The sequence below is a fragment of the Streptomyces sp. H39-C1 genome (genome assembly GCF_027158125.1).
GTDB lineage: Bacteria > Actinomycetota > Actinomycetes > Streptomycetales > Streptomycetaceae > Actinacidiphila > Actinacidiphila fildesensis.
This window is the reverse complement of the sequence record NZ_JAPVLS010000063.1, coordinates 1-13636: the sequence shown is the minus strand read 5'-3', so window position 1 is coordinate 13636 and position 13636 is coordinate 1. Positions and strand designations below refer to the sequence as shown.

Sequence of the window (13636 nt, the reverse complement as noted above, 5' to 3'; positions counted from 1 at the left end):
GATCACGCCCTGTCCGCGACGCGTTCGCCGAGCAGGCCCTGGGGACGGACGAGCAGCACGACGATGAGGAGGACGAAGGCCCAGACGTTGGCCCAGCTGCCGCCGCCGAGCTGTTCCATTCCGGGGATGTTGGAGATGTAGGCGGAGGCGCAGGATTCGGCGATGCCGAGGACGAGTCCGCCGAGCATGGCGCCGTAGATGTTGCCGATGCCGCCGAGGACGGCCGCGGTGAACGCCTTGAGGCCGGCCTGGAAGCCCATGTCGTACTTGACCTGGCCGTACTTGAGGCCGGAGGCGACGGCTGCGACGGCGGCGAAGAGTCCGCCGATCGCGAAGGCGATGACGATGATGCGGTTGGTGTCGATGCCCATGAGCTGCGCGGTGTCCGGGTCCTGCGCGGTGGCCTGCATGGCGCGGCCGGTGCGGCTGGTGCGGACGAAGGCGGCGAGGCCGGACATGCAGATCACGGCGACGACGACGAGGAAGATGTCACCGCTCTGGATGCTGATGGAGCCGACGTGGAACGGGCCGCCGGGCAGCTGGGGGAAGGACAGGGCGTTGTCGGCCTTCGGGTACCAGTTGAAGACTGCCTGCTGGAGTGCGAGGGAGAGTCCGATGGCGGTGATCAGTGGTGCGAGTCGTGGGGCTCCGCGCAGCGGTCGGTAGGCGAAGCGTTCCGCGCCGATGGCGATGAGGACGGCGACGAGGGAGCCGCCGATCACCATCAGTGGCAGCGCGACCCAGATGGATGTGCCGTCGGGGAGGCTCGTGTAGACCGTGAGGGCGCCGAACCCGCCGGTCATGAAGATCTCGCCGTGGGCGAAGTTGATGAGCTGGACGATGCCGTACACCATCGTGTAACCGATGGCGATGAGCCCGTACATCGAGCCGAGGAACAGCCCGTTGGCCAGCTGTTGCGGCAGGGTGTTCACCGCATGGCCTCCATGTCGCTGAGGGGAGCAGGGGGATAACAGAAGGTGGGTCCGGGTATGCGCGGGCCGCGCGGTCGGTGGTGACCAGCCGCGCGGCCCGGGTGGTGCGAGAGACGGTCAGCCGGTGTAGGTGCCGCTCTTCACGGGCTCCCACTTGCCGCTCTTGACCTGGTACACGGTGAGCTGCTTGTTGGTGGTGTCGCCGAACTGGTCGAAGGACACGTGTCCGGCGATGCCGTCGAAGTCGGTCTTCTGGACGGCTTCGACGAGCTTGCCGCGGGCGTCGTCCATGGCGGGGAGCTTGCCGCCGTTGGCGTCCATGACGGCCTTGACGCCCTTGATGATGGCGGTCGCGGCGTCGTAGGAGTAGCCGCCGTAGGTGCCGTAGTCGCCCGGGTAGCCCTTGGACTTGTACGTGGCGATGAAGTCCTTGGCGCCCTGGAGGGTGGTGACCGGGACACCGACGGAGGTGGACAGGTCGCCCTCGGCGGCTGCGCCGGCGGTCTTGATGTAGGTGTCGGAGAACATTCCGTCACCGCCCATCAGCGGGATCTTGACGTCGGCGGCCTTGAGCTGCTTGGTGATCAGCTCGGACTCGTCGTACTGGCCGCCGTAGTAGAGGATGTCGGCGCCGGAGTTCTTGATCTTGGTGACGAGGGTGGAGAAGTCCGTGTCACCGGTGTTGACGTGGTCCTCGCCCGCGGACTTGCCGCCGAGCGCGGTGAACTTGCCCTTGAAGATGCCGGCGAGGCCGGCTCCGTAGGTCTGCTTGTCGTCGACGATGTACGCCTTCTGCTTGTGCAGCGTGTTGAAGGCGTAGTCGGCGGCGAAGCCGCCCTGCAGGGCGTCCGTGGTGGCGGTACGGAAGTACGTCTTGAACGGGCGGACCTTGTCGCCGGTCGCCCAGGTCTTGCCCTGCGTCAGCGTGGGGTTGGTGTTGGACGGCGAGATCTCGACCATGTTCGCCGTGCTGAACACCTGCTGCATCGACTGGGCGACGCCGGAGTTCAGGGGGCCGACCACGCCGATGACGCTCTTGTCGGCGACGAGCGCGGTGGCGTTCTGCTGGCCGGAGGCGGGCAGGGCCTTGTCGTCGAGGGCCTTGACCTTGAACGTCACGCCGGGCACGAGCTTCTTGGCGTTGGCGTCGTCGACCGCGATCTGCACGCCGTACTGGATGCCGAGGCCGGTCGCCGAGTTCGCGCCGGTGAGCGGGGCGTCGACTCCGATGACGACGGTGGTGGTCGCGCCGTCGTCCTTCTTGCCGTCGTCGCTGCGGGACCCGCAGGCGGTAAGTGTGAGGGCCCCAGTGGTGAGCACGGAGGTCAGTATCAGCAAGGAACGGTGTCGCACGATCAGTCCTTTCCCCTGGCGCGGCCTGCTCTGGTGAGAGGCCGAGTCGTGCGCTGGAACCCGAACTGACAAATCCGGTGGCGCGGTGACTGGCCGTGACTCTAGGCCTGTGTGGGGAACTCGGGCAGCGGTGCGGGAAGAGTGTGACTGTCTTGTTATGCCGGATGGAAACTCTTGAGGTTTTGTTGAGGTTCAGTGAGGTATTTGCGTAGATTTGTCACCCTGTCCGCATGTTTTATGGCGATGTCCGGATAGCGAGAACCCGCACTTCCGCTACGGGGTGGAAGAGCTGCTGGTGGGGGTTGGGCGGCAGATTCGGTGCAGGAAAGCCGAGAGGTCGCGGGGGTAGCCGCCGCCGAAGATGAAGCTCTGATTCTGTATTGCGCGCGTGTTACGCAGCGTTACGTCGATCACGGGCAGATCGACGTCGAGTGGCAGTCCCGCGCATTTGCGCACGATCATCTTTATCGTGATGTGCCGGGTAGTTCCCTGCTTCACCGTTAATGGTGTCGAGGGGTCGATTTCGGCACCGAGTCCCTCGAATGAGGGAGTAACGCGGAGAATCGTCACCGGAGTTCCGTCCCGCACGCTGACCACGAATCCGAACACCCCCGACGCGGGTGCGGACATGGGCTGCAGATGTCCCGACTCGTAGGCGATGTAGGTGACCTGTGCAGGCCACGGGCCGGGGTCCGGCACCGGCTCCGGGGTGCGCATCGCGTGGCCCAGGCAGAGGACCGCGACGGTGGCGAGGGCCGCGGTGGCGGCCAGGACCGTACGGCGCCCCCGGTCGGACAGTGCGGCCCGGCGCACCTGCCAGCGGCCGGCCCAGCGTCCGACCCGGCCGTCGGTCCAGCGGTCGGTCCAATGGACCGGCGGGTGGAGGGAGTTGACGCTGGGTGTTCCGCCGGCGGGACCCTCCACCGGGCCGATGCCGCTCACCGCGCCAGGACCCCGGTGCGGCCGGGCGGAGCGGGGTCGGGCCGGTGGACGGGAGTGGGGGCGTGGGCGGGCGCGCAGAGGCGCCGCACGTGCCGGATCCGTGCTGCTGCCATGGCCGCCCCCCTGCCGAAAACGCTAGGGCCTCCGGGCCCGCGCGACAACGGTGCGGGCCCGGCCGGTGGGTCAGACCGTGGTGGCGCCGGGGCTGGCGGGGCGCAGCATGCAGGTGAGGCGGGCGGTACAGACCCGCTTGCCGTTCTCGTCGGTGATGACGACCTCGTAGGTGGCCGAGGAGCGGCCGCGGTGGACCGGGGTGGCGACGCCGGTGACGTTGCCGGAGCGGATGCCGCGGTGGTGCGTGGCGTTCAGGTCCACGCCGACGGCGAGCTTGCCGGGACCGCCGTGCAGCATGGCGCCGACGGAGCCCAGCGTCTCGGCGAGGACGGCGGAGGCGCCGCCGTGCAGCAGGCCGTAGGGCTGGGTGTTGCCCTCGACGGGCATGGTGCCGACCACCCGCTCGGGGGACGCCTCGGTGATCTGGATGCTCATACGGTCACCGAGGTGGCCGGCCGAGAACAGGGCGGGCAGGTCGAGGCCGAGGCCGGACCACTGCGCCAGGATCTCCTGCGGGAACTGCGTGCTCGTCTGCTCGCCCATGCGGCCGGCTCCGATCGTCATCGTTCGGTGGTGTCGGTGGATCAGTGAATCGGTGTACTGGTCAGCTTTCTACCTGACGGTAGTCACGATCCGTGCACCGGGGCCGTCCGCTCCAGGCGGACGACCACCGACTTCGACGCCGGGGTGTTGCTGGTGTCCGCCGTGTGGTCGAGCGGAACGAGGACGTTCGTCTCCGGGTAGTAGGCGGCGGCGCAGCCGCGCGGGGTCGGGTAGTGCACCACCCGGAAGCCGTCGGCGCGGCGTTCCGTGCCGTCGGTCCACTCGCCGACGAGGTCGGCGTAGGAGCCGTCGGGCAGGCCGAGGGCTTCCGCGTCCGCGGGGTTGACCATGACGACGCGGCGGCCGCCCTTGATGCCCCGGTAGCGGTCGTCGAGGCCGTAGATCGTGGTGTTGTACTGGTCGTGCGAGCGCAGTGTCTGCAGCAGCAGCCGGCCCTCGGGGACGGCCGGGTACTCGACCGGCGACGCGGTGAAGTTGGCCTTGCCGGTGGCGGTGGGGAAGGTGCGGCTGTCGCGCGGGGCGTGCGGCAGGGTGAAGCCGCCGGGGTGCCGGACCTTGGTGTTGAAGTCGTCGAAGCCGGGCACGACGCGGGAGATCCGGTCGCGCACCAGGTCGTAGTCGGCTTCGAGCGCGGCCCACGGGACGGCGGTGTCGTCGCCGAAGACGGCGCGGGCCAGCCGGCAGACGATCGCGGTCTCCGACAGCAGGTGCGGGGAGGCGGGCCGCAGGGCGCCGTGCGAGGCGTGCACCATGCCCATGGAGTCCTCGACGGTGACGAACTGGTCGCCGCCCGCCTGGGTGTCCTTCTCGGTGCGTCCCAGGGTGGGCAGGATCAGGGCGCGCGATCCGGTGATGACGTGCGAACGGTTGAGCTTCGTCGACACGTGCACGGTCAGTGCCGCGTTGCGCATCGCGGCCTCGGTGACGGCGGTGTCGGGGGAGGCGGCCACGAAGTTGCCGCCCATGGCGAAGAAGACCTTCGCGGTGCCGTCGCGCAGCGCGCGGATGGCGCGTACGACGTCGAGGCCGTGCTCGCGCGGCGGGGCGAACCCGAACTCCTTCTCCAGGGCGTCGATGAAGGCGGGGGCGGGGCGTTCGAAGATGCCCATGGTGCGGTCGCCCTGCACGTTGCTGTGGCCGCGCACCGGGCACACCCCGGCGCCGGGGCGGCCGATGTTGCCGCGCAGCAGCAGGAAGTTGACGACTTCCTTGATGGTGGGGACGGCGTGCTTGTGCTGGGTCAGGCCCATCGCCCAGCACACCACGACGCTCTTCGCGTCCAGGACCATGGCGAGCAGCCGGTCGATCTCCGCGCGCTCCAGGCCGGTGGCGCGCAGCACCTCGTCCCAGTCGGTGGTGCGCGCGGCGGCGGCGAACTCCTCGTAGCCGTGCGTGTGCTCGTCGATGAAGGGCCGGTCGACGGCGTCGGCCTCGACCAGCAGCCGGTTCAGGGCGCGGAAGAGCGCCTGGTCCCCGCCGAGCCGGATCTGCAGGAACAGATCGGTCAGCGCGGTGCCGGAGCCGGCCAGGCCGCGGGCGTTCTGCGGGTTCTTGAAGCGCTCCAGGCCCGCTTCGGGCAGCGGGTTGACGGTGACGATCCGCGCGCCCTGCTGCTTGGCCTTCTCCAGGGCGGAGAGCATCCGGGGGTGGTTGGTGCCCGGGTTCTGCCCGGCGACGATGATCAGGTCGGCGCGGTACAGGTCCTCCAGCAGCACGCTGCCCTTGCCGACGCCGATGGTCTCGGTGAGCGCGGAGCCCGAGGACTCGTGGCACATGTTGGAGCAGTCCGGCAGGTTGTTGGTGCCCAGCCGGCGGGCGAAGAGCTGGTACAGGAAGGCGGCTTCGTTGCTGGTGCGCCCCGAGGTGTAGAACACCGCCTCGTCGGGCGACGCGAGCGCGTGCAGCTCCTGCGCGACGATGTCGAAGGCCCGCTCCCAGGGCACCGGCACGTAGTGGTCGGCGCCTTCCGCCAGATACATCGGCTGGGTGAGCCGGCCCTGCTGGCCCAGCCAGTAGCCGCTGCGCCGTGCCAGGTCGGAGACCGGGTGCTCGGCGAAGAAGTCGGGTGTGACCCGGCGCAGCGTCGCCTCCTCGGCGACGGCCTTGGCGCCGTTCTCGCAGAACTCCGCCTTGTGACGGTGCTCGGGCTCGGGCCAGGCGCAGCCGGGGCAGTCGAAGCCGTCCTTCTGGTTGACCTTGAGCAGGGTGAGCGCGGTGCGGCGCACTCCCATCTGCTGCTGGGCCATGCGCAGGCTGTGCGCGACCGCGGGAAGCCCTGCGGCGGCGTGCTGCGGGGCTGTGACGTCGGGTGCGTCCTGTACGGGGTCGCCCGCGGGGGGTTTCGCTGCCATGTCTCCGATCCTGCCACGCGGGAGGGGCGGCCGCTCCGGCGCGTCCCGGTCGGCCGCCGGGCGTTGGCGGGGGTTGGCCGGGGTTGTCAGTGGGGCATGGGAGTATCGAGAACGTGGCAGCAAAGGCATCGAAGACGAGCGCAGCGACCGGCACGGCATCCACGGCGGGAGACCGGCCGCGGCTGCTCCTGCTCGACGGACACTCCCTGGCGTACCGGGCGTTCTACGCCCTGCCGGTGGAGAACTTCAACACCGCCACCGGCCAGCCGACGAACGCCGTGTACGGCTTCACGTCGATGCTGGCGAACACGTTGCGTGACGAGAAGCCGACGCATCTGGGCGTCGCCTTCGACGTCTCGCGCAAGACGTGGCGGTTCGACGAGTTCCCCGAGTACAAGGCGACCCGTTCGAAGACCCCCGACGAGTTCCGCAGCCAGGTGGAGCTGATCGGCGAGCTGCTGGACGCGATGGGCGTCAAGCGGTTCGCGGTGGAGAAGTACGAGGCGGACGACATCATCGCCACGCTGGCCACCCAGGCGGAGGCCGCGGGGTTCGACGTCCTCATCGTGACCGGTGACCGGGACGCGTTCCAGCTCGTCAGCGAGCACACGACGGTGCTGTACCCGACCAAGGGCGTCTCGGAGCTGACGCGGTTCACCCCGGCGAAGGTCGAGGAGAAGTACGGCCTGTCGCCGTCGCAGTACCCGGACTTCGCGGCGCTGCGCGGCGACCCGTCGGACAACCTGCCGGGGATCCCCGGGGTGGGGGAGAAGACCGCCACCAAGTGGATCACCCAGTTCGGGTCGTTCGCGGCGCTGATGGAGCGGGCCGACGAGGTCAAGGGCAAGGCGGGGGAGAACCTGCGCGCGCACCTGGACGCGGTCAAGCTCAACCGCCGGCTGACCGAGATGGTGCGCGACGTGGAGCTGCCGTGCGGCCCGGTGGAGCTGGAGCGCGCGGCGTACGACCGCGACGCGCTGCACATCGTGCTGGACACCCTGGAGTTCCGTAACCAGAACTTCCGGGACCGGCTGTTCGCGGTGGATCCGGGCGCGCGGGAGGAAGAGGCCCAGGTCGCCGAGGGCGTCGCCGTGGAGGGCGCGCAGCTCGCCGAGGGCGGCCTGCAGGAGTGGCTGGAGGGGCACGGCAGCGCGCCGCTCGGCACGGCCACCGTCGACACGTGGGCGCTGGGCGGCGGCACCGTCACCCAGGTCGCGCTGGCCGGGGCCGAGGGCCCCGCGGTGTGGTTCGACCCCGCGCAGCTGGGCGAGGCGGACGAGAAGGTGTTCGCGGCCTGGATCGCGGACGCCGCCCGCCCCAAGGTGCTGCACAACGCGAAGAACGTGATGCGGGTCTTCGCCGAGCACGGCTGGACGGTGGCCGGCGTCAGCATGGACACCGCCCTCGCGGCCTATCTGATCAAGCCCGGCCGCCGTTCCTTCGCCCTGGACGCGCTGTCGGTGGAGTACCTGGGCCGTGAGCTGGCACCGGCCGGCGCCGAGAGCGGGCAGCTGGCGTTCGGCGAGGAGCAGGAGGACTCCGCCGCGCTGGACGCCCTGATGGCGCAGGCGCGCACCGTCCTGGACCTCGGCACGGCGTTCACCGGCCGGCTGGAGCAGGACGGCGCGACGGGGCTGCTGCGGGACGTGGAGCTGCCGACGTCGGCGCTGCTCGCCCGGATGGAGCGGTCCGGGATCGCGGCCGACCGCGAGCACCTCGAGGGCCTGGAGCAGCGCTTCGCCGACGCCGTGCAGCAGGCGGTGGCCGAGGCGCACGCCGCGGTGGGCCACGAGTTCAACCTCGGCTCGCCCAAGCAGCTCCAGGAGGTGCTGTTCGGGGAGCTGGGCCTGCCGAAGACCAAGAAGACCAAGACCGGGTTCACCACGGACGCCGACGCCCTGGCGTGGCTGGCCGCGCAGACCGACCACGAGCTGCCGGTGATCATGCTGCGCCACCGGGAGCAGGCCAAGCTGCGGGTGACGGTCGAGGGCCTGATCAAGACGATCGCGCCCGACGGACGCATCCACACCACGTTCAGCCAGACCGTGGCCGCCACCGGCCGGCTGTCGTCCACCGACCCCAATCTGCAGAACGTGCCGGTCCGCACCGACGAGGGCCGGGAGATCCGGCGGGGCTTCGTCGTCGGCGAGGGCTTCGAGTCGCTGTTGACGGCGGACTACAGCCAGATCGAACTGCGGGTGATGGCCCACCTGTCGGAGGACGCGGGCCTGATCGACGCGTTCAACACCGGCGAGGACCTGCACACCACCGTCGGCTCGCACGTGTTCAGCGTCCCCAAGGACGCGGTGGACGCCGAGATGCGCCGCAAGATCAAGGCCATGTCGTACGGCCTGGCCTACGGGCTGTCCGCGTTCGGCCTGTCGCAGCAGCTGGGGATCTCCCCGGGTGAGGCGGGCGCGCTGATGGACACCTATTTCGAGCGGTTCGGCGGGGTGCGGGACTATCTGCAGCGCGTTGTGGAGGAGGCCCGCGGCACCGGCTACACCGAGACGCTGCTCGGCCGCCGCCGCTATCTGCCCGACCTCAACAGCGACAACCGGCAGCGCCGCGAGATGGCGGAGCGGATGGCGCTGAACGCGCCGATCCAGGGCTCGGCCGCCGACATCGTCAAGCTCGCGATGCTCCGGGTCGGCGAGGCGCTCACCGAGGAGAAGCTGGCCTCGCGGATGCTCCTGCAGGTGCACGACGAAATCGTGGTGGAGATCGCGCCCGGCGAGCGCAAGCGCGTCGAGGAGCTGGTGCGGCGCGAGATGGCCGGCGCCTACCCGCTGCGGGCCCCGCTCGATGTCTCGGTGGGCGTCGGCAAGGACTGGGAGTCCGCGGCCCACTGACGGCGCCGCCTGCGGCGCAGACGGGCGGCGGCCGCGTACAGCAGCGCGCCGCCCGCCAGCCCGGCCCCCGTGCCGAAGGCCGCCGTGGGCACGACGTCGCCGAGCGATGACGGGGCCCTGACGGCGTACTCCCGCAGACAGCGGACGACGGAGCCGGCCACCGCGCAGCCGGCCAGCAGTGTGACCACGCCGCCGCGCCCGCGGGGCGTCAGCCGCGGCAGCCGGGCGGGCGGCGGCTCCTTCGGGGCGGCGCGCAGCGCGCGGGCGGTGAACGCGGCCAGCACCAGCAGCGCCGTCGCCGAACTGCCGTACTGCAGCCACTGGTACAGCTGCTGCCCGTGCACCACGGTGTTCAGCACCGGCAGCATCCGCACCCCCCAGCGCCCGTAATGGGTGAAAGTGTCCCATCCGACGTGGGTGGTCGCGCCGATCGTCGTGGAGAGCCAGAACCAGCCCGCCGTGCGCGCCGACCACGGCCGCCGGTCCCCGCTGAACAGCGTCGCGGTGCGCCCCTGCCACCCCTCGGGCAGCAGCGCCAGCAGCGGATCGCGCAGGAACAGCCAGCCGCCCACCAGGCCCGCGGCGATCAGCGGATCGAGGGTCGGGACCGCCGCCGGCGAGTGCGTGACGTGACCGAACCGGAAGACACCGGACACCACCGACGCGGCGAAGTACGGGATGTCGGGGGCGAAGGAACCCGCGACGAGCGCCGCCGCGACCAGCGGCCCGCGGGCGGATCCGTCCCGGCGCAGCCCCGGCAGGACCGCTGCCGCGTGGCTCAGGGTGAACGGCATCAAACCCCCTCGTGAAGTGATCCTTTCCGACCAGTATGCGGAGTACCGCACGGTGGATGCGCGCCGGAAGTTCCCGTAGGGTCCGTGGGGTTGCGGCGCGGTAACGCGCTCAGCTCGCACGTGGGAGGGACCGCGGACATGGCAGCGCGATACGGACGGCGGATACGCGCGATGCGCAGGGGGGCGGCGGGCACGGCGGTCGCGGCCCTGGCGGTCGCGGCGCTCAGCGCCTCGCAGGCACCCGGTTTCGCCCAGGCGGAGCGGGCCCGCAATGCCGTCCCCAAGCCGCCGCCCGGCCCGCAGATCGACGGCGGGTCGCCGTTCTACAGCGCGCTGCCGCCCGAGGACGGCTCCAGCGGCCTGGCCGTCGGCGGCACTTCGGCCCCCACGCCCACCGGCGGCACCGGCACGGGCATCGACACCGGCGGCACGGGCCTGCCCGGCACGGTGCTGGACGCCTACCGCAGGGCGCAGCTGGCCATCGCCACCTCCGACCAGGGCTGCAAACTGCCCTGGGAACTGCTCGCCGCGATCGGGCAGGTCGAATCCGGTCAGGCCGGCGGCGGTGCCGTCGACGCGAAGGGCACCACGTACAAGCCGATCCTGGGACCGGTGCTGAACGGCGCCGGTTTCGCGAACATCTCGGACACCGACGGCGGCACCTACGACGGGGACACCGTCCACGACCGCGCGGTGGGACCGATGCAGTTCATCCCGTCGACCTGGGCCAGTTGGGGAGCCGACGGCAACGCGGACGGCGTGAAGGACCCGAACAACATCTACGACGCCGCCCTCGCCGCCGGCCACTACCTGTGCGCCGACAACCGCGACCTTTCGGTCTCCGCGGACATCGACCGCGCGATCCTCGGCTACAACCACTCGCAGGAGTACCTGCACACCGTCCGGGCCTGGTTCCAGCACTTCAAGGACCAGGGAGCCGTCGCGGTCCCGGACAGCGGCCGCACACCCGGCGCCGGCGTCGGCCCGAGGACCTCGCCGCCGGCCACCGGCGTGCCGAAGCCGGGCGCCAGCCCGTCCGCCACGGCCACCGGCACCGTCTCGCCGGCGCCGACCACCACCGGCCGGCCGACGCCGCCGACCACCGGCCCGGGGACGCCCACCGGAACGCCGACCGGCACCGCCTCGCCGTCGCCCACGCCGACGCCCACGGACAGCGGGAGCCCCACCCCGGGCTGCCCGACGCCGACGCCGACGCCCACCCCGACGGGGTCCGCCTCGCCGACGCCCACCCCGACCGGCACGCCGACGCCGACGCCGACTCCCACGCCGACCGACGGCTCCTGCCCCACTCCCACGCCCACCACGTCCCCGACGCCGTCACCGACCGCGACGGACGCCACGACCGCGGCCGCGAGTCCGAGCGCGGCCCCGTCGACCAGCCCGGCGGCCGTCGCCGACTGACGCACCCCGCCGACTGACGCACCCCGCACCCATCGAGCCCGGCCCCGCCCTCCACGGCGGGGCCGGGCTCGTTCGCGCGGTGGCCGCATTCGATCGGTAGAACCTGTTCTCATCTGATCCCCCGATTGCTACGGTGCCCCGGCCCAGCCGACGTCGTCGTCCACAAGGGAGGTCCGGCCATGCGCGCCCTGATCGCCGCAGCCATCGGACTCGCCGCCGCTCTCGCGCTCGTCCTCACCATGACCGCGGTCGGCGCACCCGCCGGAAAGACCTCGCCCAAGCCGCTGGTGACCACGGTCCCCAGCCACCCGTAGCCGGTCGTTCCCGGCCGGTCGTCGTCCACCGCCACACAGGACGTCCGTAGCTACAAAGGAGGGGAAGCGTCCCGATGCGCCGCAAGTCCAGCCTGGTGCTGCTCGCCTTCGCCGTCTTCTTCGCGGCCCTGTCGCCCCTGATGCGCTGGTACGCCTTCCCGCGGCTGGCCAAGGTTCCGGCCAACCAGTACCAGGTGGTGGTTCTGGAGGCCAAGAACGCCACCCTGCTCACCGACACGTCGCTGGTCCCCAAGGTCGTCCCCAAGCTCAGCGTCATCCAGACGCTGAAGGGCAACGTCGAGGAGTCCAAGAAGGTCAAGGCCGACACCGGCCGGGACGTCGTGGTCTGGGACTCGCTGTCCTACATCGTCGGCCCGGACGGCAAGATGGTCAGCCAGGTCCCCGAGCGCTACATCTTCGACGCGCACTCCCAGGACCCGGTGCACACCGCGAGCGAGAGCGTCGACGGCGACCCCGTGCACCGGGAGGGCATCGAGTTCAAGTTCCCGTTCCTCACCGAGAAGCGCGACTACTTCTACTACGACGCGCAGGCACGGACGACCGCGCCCATCCACTACAAGGCGACGCAGAACTTCCGCGGCCTCAAGGTCTACTACTTCGAGCAGATCGTGCCCTGGGTCAAGGTCCCGCTGCCCAAGACGATGCCGGGCGGCATCACCCCGGCGGCACTCGGCGGCTCGGTGGAGCGCTGGTACACCACCAAGCGGATGTTCTGGGTCGACCCCACCACCGGCGCCCCGGTCAACGGCGAGGAGGTCCACCAGGAGGAGCTGCGGTTCCCGCAGACACCCGACACCAAGCCGGTGACCGTCTTCGCCGGTGATGTGAAGATGCGCGAGGACTACATCGACTCCACCGTCGAACTGGTGAAGTCCCAGCGCCAGCTCATCCTGCTGCTGACCAGCTACCTCCCCTGGGGATTCCTGATCCTGGGCGTCGTCCTGCTCGCACTCTCCCTGTTCCTGGAGGCGCGCGGCCGCCGCCCGGCCGACCCCGCCCCCGACGACACGGTGCGCGACCCGGATCCCGACCCGCGTCCGATCGCCGTCTGAGCCCGCCGCCGCGCCGTCCTGGAGGGGTCAACGCCGCTGGTTCGTCCGGCGGGTGGGCGCGGCGGCGGCCGGATCCTCCGGCCACGGGTGCTTGGGGTAGCGGCCGCGCAACTCGGCACGGACCGAGCGGTAGCCGCCCCGCCAGAACGAGGCGAGGTCGGCGGTGACGGCGGCGGGCCGGCCGGCGGGGGACAGCAGATGGACGAGGAGCGGCACCCGGCCACCCGCGATCCGCGGTGTCTCCTGCCAGCCGAACAGCTCCTGGAGCTTGGCCGCGAGCACCGGCTGGTCGCCCTCGTAGTCCACCCGGATCCGTGAACCGCTGGGCACCTCGATCCGCTCCGGAGCGAGCTCGCCGAACCGGGCGGCGGCACCGGACGCCCAGGGCAGCAGCCGGTTGAGCGGGCCGCCGGCGTCGGTCCGTTCCAGATCGGCGCGCCGGCGGGCCGCGGACAGCTCAGGGCCGAGCCAGTCGTCCATCCCGTCCAGCAGCGCCTGCTCCGAGACGTCCGGCCACGGCTCGCCCAACTCCCGGTGCAGAAAAGCCAGCCGGCGGCGGGTGTCCTGCGCGTCGCGCGACCAGCGCAGCAGCCCCGTGCCCTCCCGCCGCAGCCCCTCGGCGACGGCGGCCCGCAGCAGCGCCCGGTCCGGCGACCGCAGCGGCCGCGCCGTGAGCTCCACGGCGCCCAGCCGTTCCACGCTGCGCGCCACCACGTCGCCGTCCGACCAGCGCACCTCCTCGCCCGATGCCAGCAGCGGGGCCGCCGCCGTACGGGCGGTGGCCTCGTCGATCACCGCGGCCAGCCGCACCCGCGCCGAGACCGCCGTCACCGGCCGGTCCGCGACCGCGACGGCCAGCCAGCCCGGCGTCCCGAGCCGGGAGCCGGTGCCCAGCTCCGCCGCCGTTCCCGACGCCATCAGATAC

Annotated in this window: 11 protein-coding genes; 4 read left to right on the top strand and 7 right to left on the bottom strand. The window is 71.3% G+C overall.

What is annotated here, in order from left to right; translation table 11 throughout:
* Positions 1–2: 2 nt before the first annotated feature.
* The 5 genes from O3W51_RS32625 to O3W51_RS32605 form a co-directional block, all read right to left on the bottom strand.
* Positions 3–932, bottom strand: a complete 930-nt coding sequence (locus O3W51_RS32625) for a branched-chain amino acid ABC transporter permease (RefSeq protein ID WP_138359063.1) — start codon at positions 930–932, stop codon at positions 3–5.
* Between the two features lie 117 nt (positions 933–1049).
* Complete coding sequence (locus O3W51_RS32620) at positions 1050–2285, bottom strand: branched-chain amino acid ABC transporter substrate-binding protein (RefSeq protein ID WP_138359061.1); 1236 nt, start codon at positions 2283–2285, stop codon at positions 1050–1052.
* Between the two features lie 273 nt (positions 2286–2558).
* Positions 2559–3227, bottom strand: a complete 669-nt coding sequence (locus tag O3W51_RS32615; RefSeq protein WP_138359059.1) for a hypothetical protein — start codon at positions 3225–3227, stop codon at positions 2559–2561.
* A 183-nt stretch (positions 3228–3410) separates the two neighbouring features.
* Positions 3411–3884, bottom strand: coding sequence for a PaaI family thioesterase (locus O3W51_RS32610; protein ID WP_138359385.1), 474 nt, complete (start codon positions 3882–3884; stop codon positions 3411–3413).
* A gap of 83 nt (positions 3885–3967) precedes the next feature.
* Positions 3968–6256 carry an FdhF/YdeP family oxidoreductase gene (locus O3W51_RS32605; protein ID WP_138359381.1) on the bottom strand — a complete coding sequence of 763 codons (2289 nt, stop codon included), beginning with the start codon at positions 6254–6256 and terminating at the stop codon, positions 3968–3970.
* A gap of 113 nt (positions 6257–6369) precedes the next feature.
* Between O3W51_RS32605 and polA the strand changes: the two genes are divergently transcribed.
* Positions 6370–9108, top strand: a complete 2739-nt coding sequence (gene polA, locus O3W51_RS32600) for a DNA polymerase I (RefSeq protein ID WP_269287990.1) — start codon at positions 6370–6372, stop codon at positions 9106–9108.
* On the opposite strand, the gene O3W51_RS32595 is transcribed toward polA, so the two are convergent.
* Positions 9039–9902 (bottom strand): DUF4184 family protein, encoded by an 864-nt coding sequence (locus O3W51_RS32595; RefSeq protein WP_269287989.1) that lies wholly within the window; start codon positions 9900–9902, stop codon positions 9039–9041. The genes polA and O3W51_RS32595 overlap by 70 nt on opposite strands.
* 138 nt (positions 9903–10040) lie before the next feature.
* On the opposite strand from O3W51_RS32595, the gene O3W51_RS32590 reads away from it, so the two are divergent.
* The 3 genes from O3W51_RS32590 to O3W51_RS32580 all read left to right on the top strand — a co-directional run bounded on the left by O3W51_RS32590 (position 10041) and on the right by O3W51_RS32580 (position 12711).
* Positions 10041–11324 carry a lytic transglycosylase domain-containing protein gene (locus O3W51_RS32590; RefSeq protein ID WP_269287988.1) on the top strand — a complete coding sequence of 428 codons (1284 nt, stop codon included), beginning with the start codon at positions 10041–10043 and terminating at the stop codon, positions 11322–11324.
* Between the two features lie 179 nt (positions 11325–11503).
* Positions 11504–11638, top strand: coding sequence for an SPW_0924 family protein (locus O3W51_RS32585; protein ID WP_138356297.1), 135 nt, complete (start codon positions 11504–11506; stop codon positions 11636–11638).
* A gap of 74 nt (positions 11639–11712) precedes the next feature.
* Positions 11713–12711, top strand: coding sequence for a DUF3068 domain-containing protein (locus O3W51_RS32580; protein WP_138356298.1), 999 nt, complete (start codon positions 11713–11715; stop codon positions 12709–12711).
* A 27-nt stretch (positions 12712–12738) separates the two neighbouring features.
* Here the strand turns inward: O3W51_RS32580 and O3W51_RS32575 are convergent.
* Positions 12739–13636 (bottom strand): ATP-dependent helicase C-terminal domain-containing protein (locus O3W51_RS32575; protein ID WP_331284106.1); only part of this gene is annotated, 898 nt, incomplete at its 5' end.

Bases quoted from the DNA above. Each gene is read 5' to 3' on its own strand.
- O3W51_RS32605 (WP_138359381.1), bottom strand. From the start codon at position 6,256: ATGGCAGCGAAACCCCCCGCGGGCGACCCCGTACAGGACGCACCCGAC.
- O3W51_RS32610 (WP_138359385.1), bottom strand. From the start codon at position 3,884: ATGGGCGAGCAGACGAGCACGCAGTTCCCGCAGGAGATCCTGGCGCAG.
- O3W51_RS32585 (WP_138356297.1), top strand. From the start codon at position 11,504: ATGCGCGCCCTGATCGCCGCAGCCATCGGACTCGCCGCCGCTCTCGCG.
- O3W51_RS32595 (WP_269287989.1), bottom strand. From the start codon at position 9,902: ATGCCGTTCACCCTGAGCCACGCGGCAGCGGTCCTGCCGGGGCTGCGC.
- O3W51_RS32580 (WP_138356298.1), top strand. From the start codon at position 11,713: ATGCGCCGCAAGTCCAGCCTGGTGCTGCTCGCCTTCGCCGTCTTCTTC.
- O3W51_RS32590 (WP_269287988.1), top strand. From the start codon at position 10,041: ATGGCAGCGCGATACGGACGGCGGATACGCGCGATGCGCAGGGGGGCG.